The organism is Reichenbachiella sp., assembly GCF_039941815.1.
In the GTDB taxonomy this organism is placed as follows: Bacteria; Bacteroidota; Bacteroidia; order Cytophagales; family Cyclobacteriaceae; genus Reichenbachiella.
On sequence record NZ_JBDVDW010000026.1, the window covers coordinates 249,544 to 265,146 of the forward strand.

Below are 15,603 nucleotides of genomic sequence, written 5' to 3' on the forward strand. Positions count from 1 at the left end.
TTAGTAAGCCTTAGCAAATACTACTCTGCCTTTGGAAGGTTGCCCTGAATACACACACTTACCATCTTCTTGCTTCTGATCAATTGGAATGCATCGGATGGTGGCCTTCGTCTCATTTTTGATTTTCTCTTCGGTCTCGGCAGTGCCATCCCAGTGGGCGTAGACAAACCCGCCTTCTTCACTTTCAATGATTTTCTTGAATTCATCGTAGGTATCAACTTCAAAGGAATGCGATTTACGATACTCAAGAGCTTTATTGTATATGGTTTCTTGAATGTTGTCGAGCAGTTCAGATATTTTCTGTGGAAAATCGCCATCTAACGGCATCACACTTTTCTCCAACAAATCTCTCCTTGCCACTTCGACAGTTCCATTTTCCAAATCTTTCGGACCTATGGCTATTCTAAGAGGTGTCCCTTTTAGCTCATATTCCGCAAATTTCCATCCTGGTTTATGCGTCTTTCGATTGTCGAATTTTACACTAACTCCAATTTTCTTTAAATCCTCTTTAATTTTTATGGCCACTTCTGAGATTTCCGAAAGTTGCTCATCGCTCTTAAATATTGGGACAATCACTACTTGGAACGGCGCAAGCTTAGGTGGCAAAACAAGACCCTGATCATCAGAATGCGCCATAATCAAAGCACCCATCAACCGTGTGCTTACTCCCCAAGACGTACCCCATACATATTCCATTGCCCCTCCTTCGGCATTAGCAAATTTCACATCGAAGGCTTTAGCAAAATTTTGACCGAGGAAATGCGAAGTACCTGCCTGAAGTGCTTTTCCATCTTGCATCAAAGCCTCAATACAGTAGGTATCCTCCGCTCCGGCAAAACGCTCACTCTCACTCTTCACACCTTTCAAAACTGGCAATGCCATGTGACTCTCAGCAAACGTTGCATAAACATTCATCATCTGAACGGTTTCATCAATAGCTTCTTGCTTTGTCGCATGAGCTGTATGTCCCTCCTGCCAAAGAAATTCAGCAGTTCTGAGAAATAATCTGGTTCTCATTTCCCATCGCACCACATTAGCCCATTGATTCACAAGAATCGGAAGGTCTCTATAGGACTGGATCCAATTCTTATATGAATTCCAAATTACAGTCTCTGATGTCGGCCTAACAATCAATTCTTCTTCCAATTTGGCCTCAGGGTCTACAACAACTCCTTTTCCGTTCTCATCATTTTTAAGTCGATAATGAGTGACAACAGCACACTCTTTTGCAAAGCCCTCCACATGAGCTGCTTCTTTACTAAGATAGGACTTAGGTATAAATAGAGGAAAGTAAGCATTGGAATGGCCGGTGTCCTTAAACATTTCGTCCAATGTGGCTTGCATTTTCTCCCATATGGCATATCCATAAGGTTTAATTACCATACAACCTCTCACAGCCGAATTTTCAGCTAAATCCGCCTTTTTAACTAGTTCATTATACCATAAAGAATAGTCATCTTTCCGCTTTGGTAATCCTTTACTCATCGCTATTGTTTAATTTTGGTATGGATATTGCTTTTCCTCGTTCAGAGAAAATTTGGACACAAATATAACAGGTTGTCCAGTAATTAAAATCAATGTTTTACCAATTAAAATCGGAGGTCGTTATGATACAGAAAAAATTCAAACTCGCTACTCTGTCGGTGTTTACCCTGATGATTGTATTCAGTGGTCAAACCATCGCACAAAATGAATATGACGACATGTATTTTACATCCAAAGATCGGAAGAAGGTAAAATACACCGAACAATCCTCTACGGATGCAAGTACTACATATGAGTCCTATTCGAATAATACCTATGGCAATTCTTCCTATTCTGCCAAAGAGGTGAATCCAGAATATATAGAGAAATATAAACAACAGGCTAGACAGTCAGCCAATGGTGTTAACTATGACCAAAACGCTGGCAGTGGTGACTACCAGAACCCCACTTACAGTAGTCAGGATTACTATGTAGAAGAGCCCGCTGCGGACTACGATGATCAGTCCTTCTACAATGACAGCAAGTATAATCGCCAATCGGATCAACCATCTGTCGTCAATAATTACTACGGCGGTGGAGGTGGAGGCGGATATTATGCCGACCCATACTTCAATAGATTTAATGCATGGGGCCCTTCTTTCGGGTTTGGTTACAATAGTTTTGGCGGCTGGTATTCAGGAATCAATATTGGATTTGGCTGGGGCAACGCCTTTTATGATCCATTTTTTTATGATCCGTTTTTCTGTCCTGTATATAGTTTCAATAGATATAGATGGTACAGCCCGTACTATGCTTATGACAGGGGCTTCTATCGAGGATATAGAAATGGATACTATGCTGGCAATGGCTATCAGTCAGAACGGTACTACAAAAATGTGACTCGTGGTGCGAGATATAGCAGAGGGTCCAATGTGGCAAGAAATGAAAACATTTCCAGAATGTCCTCGACCAGACCTACGAGAGCTACCGGCAGAGCAAATCTTGCCACAAATAATGGTCGCTCCAACAGTTCGGCCAGGGTGGCTTCAAATGCAAGTCAGTCCAGAGTTGGTAATAGCAGTAGAAGTAGATCTGATGCAACCAGAGACACGAGAAACTACAGTCGCTCGCAAAACGAATACTTGAGACGAGCAAATGTGAGCACCTCAAGATCCAGGCTCTCTGAAGTGTCTAACAGAACAAACTCGCGTAGTTCTACTAGAACGAGAGAGCCATATTCAAATAGGTCCTCCTATTCTTCTGAAAACTCAAGGAGCAGTTCTAGTACTAGAAACTCATCAAATACAAGAACCCAAAGAAGCTACGAGCCCGACAGAAATGTAAGTTCTCCTTCGAGATCGGTTAGAACTTCATCTCCAAGGTCTTCAGGTAGTTCTTCAGGTAATGTTAGAAGGTATAGTACTCAGCGATCATCGGGAAGTTCAAGTAGAAACTCCGGTTCATATTCCAATGGCCGATCTTCATCTCAAAGCAGATCCTATTCTGCTCCATCGAGATCGAGCAGAAGTAGCAGTACCAGGAGTAGTTCGGGTCGATCTAGCTCATCTAGAAGCTCAGGTTCGTCCGGTCGATCTTCTGGGTCATCAGGTTCATCGTCCAGAGGAAGGAGATAAACAAGAAATCAGATTTTAAATAATAAAGTATGAAAAGGCTAATTCTATTAGGTTTAACGCTCATGGTGTGCTCATTCGCAGCACAGGCACAATTCGGATACTACAACGACGCTCTTCAGTTTAGTAGAACCCAATCAACGGGTACAGCTAGAACTCAAGCGATAGGAGGGGCACAGGTAGCACTTGGAGGAGATATCAATGCGGCTTATGCAAATCCAGCAGGGCTGGGATTCAATAGAAGTTCGGTGGTTACATTTACTCCATCAGTTAATTTTTATAATAGCTCTTCCGAATATTTTGGACAGATCACAGACGACTACAAGGCTAATTTCAATATCGCCAACATGGGTGTGATTTTTAATTTTTCCAATAGTGATATTGAGAATAGTAAATTCAAAGGAGGCTCCTTTGCCATTACCATGACCAGAGAAAACAATTTTCACAGCGACGTGAGATATGATGGTTACAATGATCAGCAAATTGATAAGTCTTCGATTGTTGATTCTTGGTTAGATCAGGCCTGGGGCACACCGGTGAACCAACTAGAAAACCTTGGCATTGTATATGACGCATATAACCACTATTTAATTAATGATTATACTGAAGATGGCGATCCAAATTTCACCAGATATGACAAATTCATCGGTGACTTTCCTCGTCAGATAGAAGTGTTGACAAGTAAAGGGAGCCAATACCAATGGGATTTTGCTGCGGGAGGAAACTATGACGATATACTATACTTTGGTGGAGCCTTGAGCATTAATTCGGTCAGATATAGCAAAGAAAATACTTTCACCGAATCTGAGTTTTTATATAATAATCAACCAGACAATGCGATCAACGAAGTGAGTACTCGAACTACGCTTGACGTACGTGGAACCGGGGTAAGTGGTACTTTCGGGTTAATCGCTCGCCCAACAGATTTTTTAAGACTGGGAATATCTGCCACTACACCGACCTACTATAGTATGAGAGAAGAAAGCTCTGAAGACCTTTTTACCTCTTATAATAATTGGGAGTTTGCGATCACTGAGGATTCTTCGATTGTACTTGAAAACTTTCAGGATGAATACTTCTCAGAGTCAACTTACAATATCACCACACCTTTCAAACTCACCACAGGAGCGGCTTTTTTTCTAGGGAAATACGGATTTATATCAGCTGATGTAGACTTCATAGATTATTCATCTGCAAAGTTAAAATCTAGCGATTTTAATGTGTCAGAAGATAATCAAAGTATAAAACAACTCTATGACAACACCATAAATTTCCGAATTGGATCTGAAGTCAGGTTAGATGAATTCAGACTGCGTGCTGGATATAGCTATGAAGGTGATCCATATGCTAACAGCTCCATTGACAATAGTATTAGAAGAATATCGGCTGGACTTGGGTATAGAGTACAAGAATTTTTTATCGATGTATCTGCTGTCCATTCAAAATGGGACACAGCCAGAAGTCCCTACAGCATTTACTCTTTTAATGATCCAGACTTAGACATAAGTCCTACGGCATTTACTGAAAATAAGAATCTGAATGTATCAGTTACTCTTGGAATCAATTTTTGATTGACTCTAGAGTGCTAATAATATCCTTAAGATTAGAATTGGTAGTAAAAGAGGCTTTCTTGTAATGAGAAAGTCTTTTTTCATATAAGGCCTTCATTTCAGCATCCAGCGTATCATTGTTCATTTGTCCAACCAATGGCCTGCTATTTTTATCCTGCTTTACTCGCTCAATCAAAGTATCAATTGCAGTCTCCAGAAAAATGGTGGTTCCAGACATGTTCATCAAATTCATATTGTCATAGAAACAAGGAGTGCCTCCACCAGTAGCAATTACAGCTGGCTCATTGAGCCTGATGAGCATATATAAAACACTCTTTTCCAATTCCCGGAAGTAGTCCTCTCCCACTTGGGCAAATATATCTGGGATGACCCACCCAGCCATTCTTTCAATTTCTGCGTCAAGGTCAAAGAAATTTCTATCTAATTTCTTTGCTAATTCTTTGCCCAAAGTGGTTTTTCCAGAACCAGGCATTCCTGTCAAAAATATTTTCTCGGGGTATTTCAAGCGGTTCTATTTGTTAACTCCTTGTATTGCATGCTATGAAGTTGTGCATAATAACCATCTTTTGCAAGTAATTCGTCGTGCGAACCCATTTCTTTTATTTCCCCTTGCTCCAATACAAGAATTTTATCCGCATGCTGAATTGTCGAAAGTCTATGAGCTATGACAATCGATGTTCTGCCTTTCATCATCCGATCGATAGCGTGCTGTATCAATTCTTCCGTTTCAGTATCTACACTCGAGGTGGCTTCATCCAGTACAATTATTTTCGGATTGTAAACCATAGCTCGTACAAATGAGATCAACTGCCTCTGTCCTACCGAGAGTGTCGCTCCTCGCTCCATTACATTATAGTCTAATCCTCCAGGCAATCTTTCAATAAATTCCCTAGCCCCGACCAGTTCAGCAGCCTCGATGATCTGCTCCCTGGTAATATCATCATTGCCAAGTGAAATGTTTTTCTCTATAGAGTCTGAAAACAGAAATACGTCTTGGAGTACTACTCCAATATTTCTTCTCAGTGCACTCAACTCATAAGCTTGGATATTTGAACCATCTACTTCTATCGTGCCTTTATTGATATCATAGAATCGGCTTAGCAAATTGATAATCGACGATTTGCCTGCCCCTGTCGCGCCTACAAGTGCCACAGTTTCTCCCTGCTGGACTTCAAAATTGATGTTTTTAAGAACATAGTCCTCCTCGTTATAAGCAAACCAGACATCAGAAAACTTGACTCTTCCTTCAAGGGCTGCTGGATTAAGCGCTCCTTCGTTGGGAATGTGCTCTTTGTTTTCCAATAAATTAATCAACCTATTGGAGCTCACTATTCCCATTTGTAGCGTATTAAATCGATCGGCAATCATCCTGATGGGCCTAAAAAACATTTGGATATACATGATGAAGGCAATGAGAACTCCAGGCTGATATTGAGCATCTATCATCTTGACCGCGCCGTACCAAACGACCAATCCAATTCCTATCGCTTGAATAACTTCAGCCACTGGAAAGTAGACAGAGTAGTATAACACAGATTTTATATTTGCTTTCTTGTGCTCTTTATTGATTTCTCTAAATTTCTCAAATTCTCGTTCTTCACTATTAAATATTTGAACAATACTCATTCCCGTGATGTGCTCCTGAACGAAGGAGTTCAAATTGGAGACTGCCGTTCTAACGCTATTGAAAGAAAGTTTTATTTTTTCCTTGAAAATGTAGGTAGCAAAAATAAGTACAGGCAAGGTAGATAAGCTCACCAACGTAAGTCTCCAATCAGTATAAAACATAAATACTAATATCACGACTAATTGAAGCAGATCACCAATCATCATGGCTATTCCCTGGCTAAATACGTCTGCCAAAGTCTCGATGTCGGAGATGTTTCTGGTGACCAATCGTCCTATCGGAGTCTTATCAAAAAACTTTAATCGTAACTGCTGGATGTGCTTATAAAGATTGGTCCGAATATCTCTAATGATATATTGGCCTAGCCAGCTGGACAGGTAGGTATGCCCATATTGAACAAACGCTTGCACCACAAGGAGGGAGATAAGCAGGCCTATCATAAAAATCAACCCTTCAAAATCGCCGTTGGCTACCTCCTGATCTATCGTGACCTGAATGAGATATGGTCGTATCGGCACCAATATGGCCAGGGCTATTGTAAGAGCCACCAAGAGCCAAAATTGATTCATATAAGGTTTGGCAAAAACAAAAATCCTTTTCAGGACCTTTAAATCTAATATTTTGCCGTCAGTTGTTTCTTTCTCCAAAATGAATGTATAGTAATTTCTTTTATAGATAAATGTCTTTGGGGTAGATAATATCTCTTAAGTACAGGCCATGTGCCGGAACTGATCGACCTGCTTTTGTTCTATCATTACTTTCCAATACCTTCTTGAACTCTTCAAGAGTCATACGGCCTTGACCTACTTCTATCATGGTACCTACCAATGCCCTAACCATCCCTCTCAGAAATCTATTGGCACTTACGTTAAACTCTATATCATCGTTATGCTTTTGCCATAGAGCCTCGAATATTTCACAATTAAAATTGTTAACCTCAGTCTTAACTTTACTCATCGCCTCAAAATCAGTCCACTTCAGAATCAGCTCACAGCAATGATTCATAGCTTCGAGATCTAGGGACTGGCTAAAATAATAAGACTTGCCGTACAGAAATGGGTTCTTATGCCTATGCATCTTGTAGGTATAAGCTCTTGATATGGCATCAAATCTGGCACTCGCCTCCGAGTTTACTGGCATGATTTTATTGACCGCTATATCCTGTGGCAATAGGCTATTCAGTTTTGCTGATAAGCGTTCTTCGTTTAGTTCTTCTTCATGATCTAAATGAACCACCTGCATTTGCGCGTGGACACCTGTATCAGTTCGTCCACTACCTATGGTTGATATTTCTGTTCGTAAAATTTTGGAAAGAGCTTCATTTAGAATCCCTTGAACCGTATTGGCATTATTTTGAATTTGCCAACCATGATAATTGGATCCATCATATGTGATTTCAATGAAATAGCGCATCTGATAATCAGATCACTTTTAGTTCTTTCCCGATTTTGGTAAATGCAGCAATAGCCTTATCCAAATGATTTCTGTCGTGCACCGCAGACAACTGCACCCTGATTCGCGCCTGTCCTTTAGGGACTACAGGGAAGTAAAAGCCTATCACATATACTCCTTCATCTAAAAGCTTTGCGGCGAATTGTTGTGAAAGCACTGCGTCATATAACATGATCGGTACGATGGGGTGATGCCCTGGTTTGATATCAAAACCAGCTTCAGTCATTTTTTCGCGAAAATATTTAGTGTTGTCTTCCAGTTTGTCGCGCAGTTCGGTGGTTTCACTCAACATGTCAATAACAGCGATAGAAGCGCCAACAATGGATGGTGCCAGCGTATTAGAAAACAAATAGGGTCTGGACTTTTGCCTTAGCATCTCAATGATTTCCTTTTTGCCAGAGGTGAATCCACCTGAGGCACCACCTAATGCCTTACCCAACGTACCTGTAATAATATCTACCCTGTCCATCACACCGCATAATTCATGAACGCCCCTGCCTGTTTTTCCCATAAATCCTGTGGAGTGACATTCGTCAGTCATCACTAGAGCGTCATATTTGTCCGCCAGATCGCATATCTTATCTAATTGAGCTACGGTACCATCCATAGAAAAGGCACCGTCAGTTACGATGATTTTGCATTTGGCATCTTTGGCGGCTATCAGTTGTGATTCCAGATCGGCCATGTCATTGTTTTGATATCTATATCGCTGAGCTTTGCAAAGCCTCACCCCATCTATAATAGAGGCGTGATTGAGAGAATCTGATATGATTGCATCTTCTGGACCAAACAGCGGTTCAAATACTCCGCCATTCGCATCAAATGCTGCCGCATAAAGTATGGTATCCTCCATACCAAGAAAATCAGATATTTTCTGCTCCAGCTCCTTATGAATATCTTGTGTGCCACAAATAAATCTGACCGAAGACATCCCGAAGCCGTGTGTATCGATCGTCTCTTTTGCTGCCTCTATTACCTTAGGGTGGGAAGAAAGTCCGAGATAGTTATTGGCACAAAAATTCAATACCTCCTTTCCTTCACTTGTTTTAATTTCAGCACCTTGAGGAGTGGTGATTACTCTTTCCGTTTTAAAAAGCCCCGCTTTTTTTATTTCTTCTAGTTGGATTTTGAGTTTGCTCTCTAAAGACTTATACATCTGTGCTACCTTATTTTAGGTTTAAATATTGTTTTTGATTTCGGTGATGTCTGCTGGATATCTTCTTCTAACCCAAACTTCCTTCTAATCGGATTAATAAGGAAAAGTTTTTGTGCAGTAAAGCTATCTGGGTGCATTTGAGTGAATAGTTTAGTTAACTTTTCATACAATTCTCGTTCGTTGCTCTTGAATCGCGTCGAATCAATTTTTTTTGAAGCCAGATATGAATTAAAATCAAGATTATTTTCCATCACTTGGCAAATATACGTTTTGTTGATAAAGTTAGTGATCACTTTAGAGGCTATAAAAATGATATTTTCATTAAAAAAATCATTTAGGACATTTCCATATGAATGGAAAAAACACAGTCAATCGTAGTATTAATTCGTAGCATTAAATAGATTTGAAAAAACCATTAATTGCCACTATGGATCAATTGGAAACGCTAGTCCTGGAAAATTCAGATAATATTCTGACCATCACTATCAACAGAGAATCTGCACTCAACGCCTTAAATCAGAAAACGCTTAACGAATTAAAAAGCACATTTGAAATGGCCATAGACAGTAAGGATGTTTCTGGAATAATACTCACAGGAGCAGGAGAGAAGGCTTTTGTAGCTGGTGCAGATATCACCGAATTGACTGAGCTCACCGATGTCAACGGCAGAAGTTTTGCAGAAAAAGGGCAGGAAATATTTGACCTGATTGAAAGCTCCATGAAGCCGGTGATTGCTGCAGTCAATGGTTTTGCACTTGGTGGTGGTTGTGAACTGGCTATGGCCTGTCATATGAGAGTAGCAACTTCGAATGCCAAGTTTGGCCAACCAGAGGTAAATCTCGGAGTAATCCCCGGATATGGAGGTACTCAGCGGCTGACTCAGCTCGTAGGTAAAGGAAAAGCCGTAGAGTTGATGCTTACTGGAGATATGATTGGAGCAGATGAGGCGCTCAACCTCGGATTGATCAATTATCAAGTCGCAAGTCGCGAAGAAATGATGGATAAGGCCAGGCAAATTCTTGGCAAAATCAAAACTAAAGCCCCATTGGCCGTAGGAATGGTTATAGATTGTGTGAAAGCAGTTTTTACCGCAGGGGAGAATGGTTATCAAACTGAAGCCAACTCATTTGGTAGATGTTGCGGTACTGAAGATTTTAAAGAAGGAACTGCCGCGTTTTTAGAAAAAAGAAAGCCCAATTTCAAGGGAGAATAATCAGAAGAATTTTATGAATATCAGAAATCTGGCTAAGACATGAGTGCAGTCAAGGGATTAGCCGGAGATACCATTTGGTACGGCCTGAGTAGTATTGTCGGCCGACTTATTTCCTATTTATTGGTTCCACTCTACACTGAAGTGTTTCATCCGGGTGAGTATGGAATCGTCACAGAACTATATGCTTACACTGCATTTCTATATCCGATTTTTACCTATGGAATAGAGACCGCCTACTTCAGATACGCCAACAAGGATCCAGATCGTGAACCAGAGCTATTCAATCTAGCAACCACGCTGATGATTTTGACCAGCAGTCTCCTAGCCAGTTTACTCTATTTGTTTGGTAAGGATTTAGCCATTTGGCTGGAGTACCCTGGCAAGGAAATGGTATTTTATTGGTTGGCAACGGTACTCGCTGTAGATGCGGTCACCTCTGTCCCATTTGCCAGGCTTCGTTTTCGGAAAAAGGCCAAAAAATTTGCCCTGATCCGATTCTTCAATATCAGCTTTGCAGTGTTTCTAAACTTGTTCTTTCTAGTATTCTGTCTAAACATTTATAATGGAGTGTGGTTCCCGCAATTACAATCCTTCATGCTCGAGCACTTCGACTTTGCCTTCAAGGCCAAATATGTGTTCTTGTCTAATTTAATTTCGAATTCTTTATTAATTCTCCTATTAATTAAAGAATATGATGGCTTCAAGTTGACATTCAACTTAAAAAAAATCGTTCCAGTTCTTCTCTATGCGGCACCCCTGCTATTCATGGGATTAGCGGGAGTTACCAATGAAATGCTTTCTCGTGCCCTCCTCAAATTCTGGCTTCCGGATGGCTATTACCCTAACCTTACCAGTATGGATGCTTTAGGGATTTTCGGGGCATGTTACAAACTTTCTGTCTTTATGATGCTAGGCATACAAGCATTTAGATATGCTGCCGAACCCTTCTTCTTTTCTAATGCGGACAACAAAGAATCACCAGCATTATTTGCCAAAGTGATGACCGGATTCACAATTTTCAATACTTTTATCTTTGTGGCCATTTCGCTCAATCTGGAAGTAATAGGTATGCTTTTTCTCCGCAATCCAATTTACAGAGAAGGGCTTTTCATAGTGCCAATTCTTCTTATGGGATATCTGTTTAATGGTATTTATTACAACCTATCCGTATGGTACAAGCTTACGGACCGTACCATCTTTGGAGCACTTATTACCATCTTCGGGGCGTTAATCACTATTGGATTAAATTTTGTATTGATTCCCCTGATGGGATATTTCGGCAGCTCACTTGTGACTTTTGCCTCATTTTTTAGCATGGTGGTCGTAAGTTACCTGCTTGGAAAAAAGTACTATCCGGTACCTTACAATGTCTTGAGGATTCTTTCTTATGTCGTTTTATCATCGCTACAGGTTTACGCTTTTTATCAGATCGACACAGGTCATTGGATCTCGAATTTTCTGATTAGGAACCTGGGAGTCTTACTCTTCCTGATAGCTGCATATTTGGCCGAACGCAGACATCTGAAGGGACGAGTAGTTTTCGGATTAAAAATTCCTTAAATTAAGAGGTAGTTTGGCATCCATTTAGTGCATATTCAGCGATGAATAGACTAAAAGTCTTTATTTAGGGACTGATTTATCAAATGAATGAAAACAATGCTAATAGGGTACTGTTGTTTTTCATTAATTTTGCCAGCCCCAAACATATTTTATTTCACGGTCGTTTGATCGTTACAATGATGACAATAATGCGTACCATATTAATTTGTTTGCTACTGCTAATAGGCAGTCTTGATAGTTATTCACAGAAAAGAAAAAAGAAGGATAAAGGGCAAGTCAAGATTGATAAGGTAGATTTTCTCACAGAAGAAGAGCGAGCCGAGGTAGATCACTACTTTTTAGAAGGCGAAAAGTACTTTATACTCCAAGATCAGTCCAAGGCCATGAGTGCTTTTAAGAAAGTTTTGGAGCTAGATTCTAAAAACGCAGCAGCTCATTACAAAATAGCTCAAATTTACAGTGAGAATAATGATATGCATTCGGCACTACCGCATGCCATCTTCGCAAAAAACTACAACAGCAAAAATAAATATTACTACCTGCTGGTCACTCACATTCAAACCAGCCTTGGAGACCTTACGGCCACGGAGAAAACTTATCTCGAAATGTTGGCAAATGTAGAAGGAACAGAAAACTATCTTTTCGATCTGGCTGCAGTGCAGTTTTATCAGAAAAAATACGAGGAGGCGCTCAATACGTATCAAAAAGCCGAAGATCACTTTGGTGAAATGGAGCAAATCATCATTCAAAGACAGCAGATCTACCTCAATACCAATCGGCTAGACATGGCCATTGCTGAAGGCAAAAAACTAATAGCACTTTATCCCAACGAGCCTTCTCACGCCGTCACGCTCGCACAAATGATGCTCTCTAATGACAAATTTGTGGAGGCTGAGTCATTTATTCTTTCAAAAATTGAACAGTATCAAAACAATGAGCGACTTTATATCTTCCTATCCGAAGCTTATAGCAAACAAAATAAGGATGCCAAAGCAGTAGAAGTTCTCGAGGTTCCTTTTTCGAGCAGTACGCTAGATCTCACCAGAAAAATAAGGACGATGGCTGGGTATTTGGCCAAGCTGCCTAATGAAGAGCTCAATGCGCCATTATTAAAGCTTGCTGAGACCTTGGTACAGACTCATCCCAACTCCTATCAAGCGCTTGCTATGACCGGGGATTTACACTATAATATGAATAACCGCCGCAAGGGTAGGGAATACTATTTGAAGGCAGTAGAAATAGATGGTTCTAATTTCAATATCTGGCAGAATATTCTATCTCTTGATCTGGAGCTGGAGGCGTATGACGACGTGATCAAACATACAGAACAAGCCCTACAGATATTTCCAAATCAAGCTACATTGTATTATTTCGGTGGTACTGCTTACTTGATCAAAAAAGATTATGAAAGCGCACTAAAAGTATTCAATGCGGGCAAATCATATACTGCAAGAGATTCAAATATGAAAAGCCTATTTCATGGACAGCTTGGCGACGCATACAATAGTCTTGGAGATCATAGCAAATCGGACGAAGCCTATGAGATTGCGCTAGATGCCAAACCCGACAATGATCATGTGCTGAATAATTATAGTTACTTTCTGTCACTGCGAAAAAAAGATCTAGACAAGGCCTTCGAAATGTCATCTAAGCTGGTAAAAGCCTATCCAGAAAACCCAACTTATCTGGATACCCATGCATGGGTATTGTATATGATGGGAGATTTTGAAGGCGCAGAAAGAAATCTAAAACAAGCACTGCTTTATGATCCAAGTGCTACGATAATTGAACATTACGGCGATGCGCTATTTCAGCTTGGAAAAGTTGATGAGGCCATTATTCAGTGGAAAACGGCCCGAGATATGGCTGAGGACACGACTACACTCGACAAAAAAATCGCAGATAAGCAACTCTATGAATAGATTTATCCTATGCCTGACAGGCTTGTTAATACTATCAGCTTGCAGCAAAAAACTGGCCATATTCTCCTCCAAATCAGAACAACTCAATCTGAATAACTTGGAATACGAAAATCTCACAATCAAGTCCAAAATCAAATACAAAGATGAAAACCGAGACTTGAAAGCTACCGCTAATATTCGGGTAAGAAGAGACAGCATCATATGGTTTTCATTGACGCCTGGTCTTGGAATCGAAGCGGCAAGGGGTATTGTAACCAAAGACTCTATTATAATTCTAGATAAAATTCACAAAGAATACCAAGTGTTAAGAGTGTCTGAATTGTCGGACAAATATCACTTCGACTTCGACCTGAAACTAATTGAATCCATTATAATTGGTAATCTCATTTGGCCTATAGAAAGTGACGATGAAATTAGTAAAGAAGAAGGGTATTTCAAGGTTCAAAAGTCAGAGGGTGATCTTACAGTCATGAATTTTATCGGTTCTAATTCTATGAAACTTGAGAGAATGCAAGCTGTAAGTGACACCAGCAAAAATGCAATGAAAATTGAATATGTGGATTTCTTAAAAGTAGATGGCAAAGTAGTCCCATCAGAAATAAATATGCTCATCAATTATCGTTCGAAACGAAACAGAGCTAAAAAAGAATCCAAGGTTCAGATTCGACATTCAAAAATCAGTATCAATAATGACAATTTGAATTTCGGCTTTAGTATTCCTGAGAAGTATGACCCCATGTAGAATACTCAAGTGGTTGTTTTTTGCCACTATCCTATTTTGTACTTCTCAAGGCCTGGCACAAAAGAGCAAAGCTCAAATAGAAAAAGAGAAGAAAGAATCTCTGGCCAAAATTTCTGAAGTACAAAAAATACTGAAAGAAACTGAACAAGAGAAAAAAGCCTCTATTGGTCAACTACAAGCGCTCAATAGACAAATCGAAGCCAGACGTGCCCTTATCGGATCGATCACTCAGGAAATAAACCTGATTACAAGTGAAATAGGTGATCTCTCCATTGTGGTAAATTCGCTTCAATCTGATCTCGAACATCTCAAAGAAGAGTACGGCCAAATGATTTATGATGCGTATAAAGCGAATCAAGGCTATGGCAAGCTGACCTTCCTATTTTCAGCTGAGACATTCAACCAACTTTTTCTCAGACTCAAATATTTAGAACAATATACCAAAGCAAGAGAAATCCAAGTAGAGCAGATTGAGAAAGTACGAGATGCACTCGACCATCAAAGAAGCCAGCTAGTGGTTAAAAAAGAGGAGCAAGACGCTTTATTAAAATCAAAGATCAACGAGAACAAAAGCCTCCTGTCCTTAAAAACAAAACAGAGCAAAGTAGTACAGGAATTGAGCAAACGAGAAAAAGAACTCAAAGCCGAAGTGGCCGAAACTAAGAAAGCCGTCACTCGATTGGACAACTTACTAGCAAAAATCATAAAGGCCGAGATTGAAAAATCCAATGCAGGTAAAAACGCAAATACCATAAATCTTACCGTAGAAATGGCTCGCATATCCTCCTCATTTGAGGGTAAACGCAATCGTCTGCCATGGCCAGTCCAATCAGGATTTGTATCAGAGAAATTTGGCAAGCACCCACATCCTGTATTAAAAAATATCTGGGTTGAAAACCAAGGGGTGGATATCCAAACACAAAAAAATGCTCAAGTCAAATCCGTCTTCGAAGGCAAGATAGCGACCACAGCGTTTGTGCCTGGAATGAATCGTGTAGTGATTGTTCAACATGGAGACTATTATACCTTGTATGCTAAGCTCAAAAGTGTCGATGTCAAAAAAGGACAGGTGATTAAAGCCAATGAAAGTCTGGGAGAGGTTTTTACAAACAGCGACGGAATATCAGAGTTGCAGTTCCAGGTTTGGAAAAACAATGTGAAAATGGATCCCGAAAAGTGGCTCGCCAATAAGTAGCCTTCCTTAAATAGGAATCATTATCGTATTCGTAATTTTATTACGAAATATTGAATAAAATTCATTTTTT

12 protein-coding genes are annotated in these 15,603 nt (G+C 40.1%); 7 read left to right on the forward strand and 5 right to left on the reverse strand.

Annotated elements, in window-relative coordinates:
* The gene (gene proS / locus ABJF11_RS05735; RefSeq protein WP_348118699.1) at positions 1–1,485 is read right to left on the reverse strand and encodes a proline--tRNA ligase; all 1,485 of its coding nucleotides are present in this window, start codon (positions 1,483–1,485) and stop codon (positions 1–3) included.
* A 122-nt stretch (positions 1,486–1,607) separates the two neighbouring features.
* Here proS and ABJF11_RS05740 point away from each other — a divergent pair, with 122 nt between their 5' ends.
* Both ABJF11_RS05740 and ABJF11_RS05745 read left to right on the forward strand, forming a co-directional pair.
* Entirely contained in the window at positions 1,608–3,098 is a 1,491-nt protein-coding gene (locus ABJF11_RS05740) for a hypothetical protein (protein WP_348118700.1), read from the forward strand.
* Between the two features lie 29 nt (positions 3,099–3,127).
* Positions 3,128–4,666: a hypothetical protein gene (locus tag ABJF11_RS05745; protein ID WP_348118701.1), complete on the forward strand. Its 1,539-nt coding sequence runs from the start codon at positions 3,128–3,130 to the stop codon at positions 4,664–4,666.
* Here the strand turns inward: ABJF11_RS05745 and ABJF11_RS05750 are convergent.
* The 4 genes from ABJF11_RS05750 to kbl form a co-directional block, all read right to left on the reverse strand.
* Positions 4,656–5,171, reverse strand: a complete 516-nt coding sequence (locus tag ABJF11_RS05750) for a shikimate kinase (RefSeq protein ID WP_348118703.1) — start codon at positions 5,169–5,171, stop codon at positions 4,656–4,658. The genes ABJF11_RS05745 and ABJF11_RS05750 overlap by 11 nt on opposite strands.
* Positions 5,168–6,862, reverse strand: coding sequence for an ABC transporter ATP-binding protein (locus ABJF11_RS05755; RefSeq protein ID WP_348118705.1), 1,695 nt, complete (start codon positions 6,860–6,862; stop codon positions 5,168–5,170). The genes ABJF11_RS05750 and ABJF11_RS05755 overlap by 4 nt, the downstream gene beginning before the upstream one ends.
* Before the next feature lie 100 nt (positions 6,863–6,962).
* Positions 6,963–7,706, reverse strand: coding sequence for a tRNA pseudouridine(38-40) synthase TruA (truA, locus tag ABJF11_RS05760; RefSeq protein ID WP_348118706.1), 744 nt, complete (start codon positions 7,704–7,706; stop codon positions 6,963–6,965).
* 7 nt (positions 7,707–7,713) lie between these two features.
* A complete protein-coding gene (gene kbl, locus ABJF11_RS05765; RefSeq protein WP_348118707.1) occupies positions 7,714–8,901 on the reverse strand; it encodes a glycine C-acetyltransferase in 1,188 nt (395 codons plus the stop codon).
* Positions 8,902–9,328: 427 nt separating this feature from the next.
* Between kbl and ABJF11_RS05770 the strand changes: the two genes are divergently transcribed.
* The 5 genes from ABJF11_RS05770 to ABJF11_RS05790 all read left to right on the forward strand — a co-directional run bounded on the left by ABJF11_RS05770 (position 9,329) and on the right by ABJF11_RS05790 (position 15,533).
* Positions 9,329–10,114, forward strand: coding sequence for an enoyl-CoA hydratase-related protein (locus tag ABJF11_RS05770; RefSeq protein WP_348118709.1), 786 nt, complete (start codon positions 9,329–9,331; stop codon positions 10,112–10,114).
* A 39-nt stretch (positions 10,115–10,153) separates the two neighbouring features.
* Positions 10,154–11,674 (forward strand): oligosaccharide flippase family protein, encoded by a 1,521-nt coding sequence (locus ABJF11_RS05775; RefSeq protein ID WP_348118711.1) that lies wholly within the window; start codon positions 10,154–10,156, stop codon positions 11,672–11,674.
* Between the two features lie 188 nt (positions 11,675–11,862).
* Complete coding sequence (locus ABJF11_RS05780) at positions 11,863–13,596, forward strand: tetratricopeptide repeat protein (protein ID WP_348118713.1); 1,734 nt, start codon at positions 11,863–11,865, stop codon at positions 13,594–13,596.
* Positions 13,589–14,338, forward strand: a complete 750-nt coding sequence (locus ABJF11_RS05785) for a DUF4292 domain-containing protein (RefSeq protein ID WP_348118714.1) — start codon at positions 13,589–13,591, stop codon at positions 14,336–14,338. The genes ABJF11_RS05780 and ABJF11_RS05785 overlap by 8 nt, the downstream gene beginning before the upstream one ends.
* A complete protein-coding gene (locus ABJF11_RS05790; RefSeq protein ID WP_348118715.1) occupies positions 14,325–15,533 on the forward strand; it encodes a peptidoglycan DD-metalloendopeptidase family protein in 1,209 nt (402 codons plus the stop codon). The genes ABJF11_RS05785 and ABJF11_RS05790 overlap by 14 nt, the downstream gene beginning before the upstream one ends.
* The last annotated feature ends 70 nt before the right edge of the window (positions 15,534–15,603 follow it).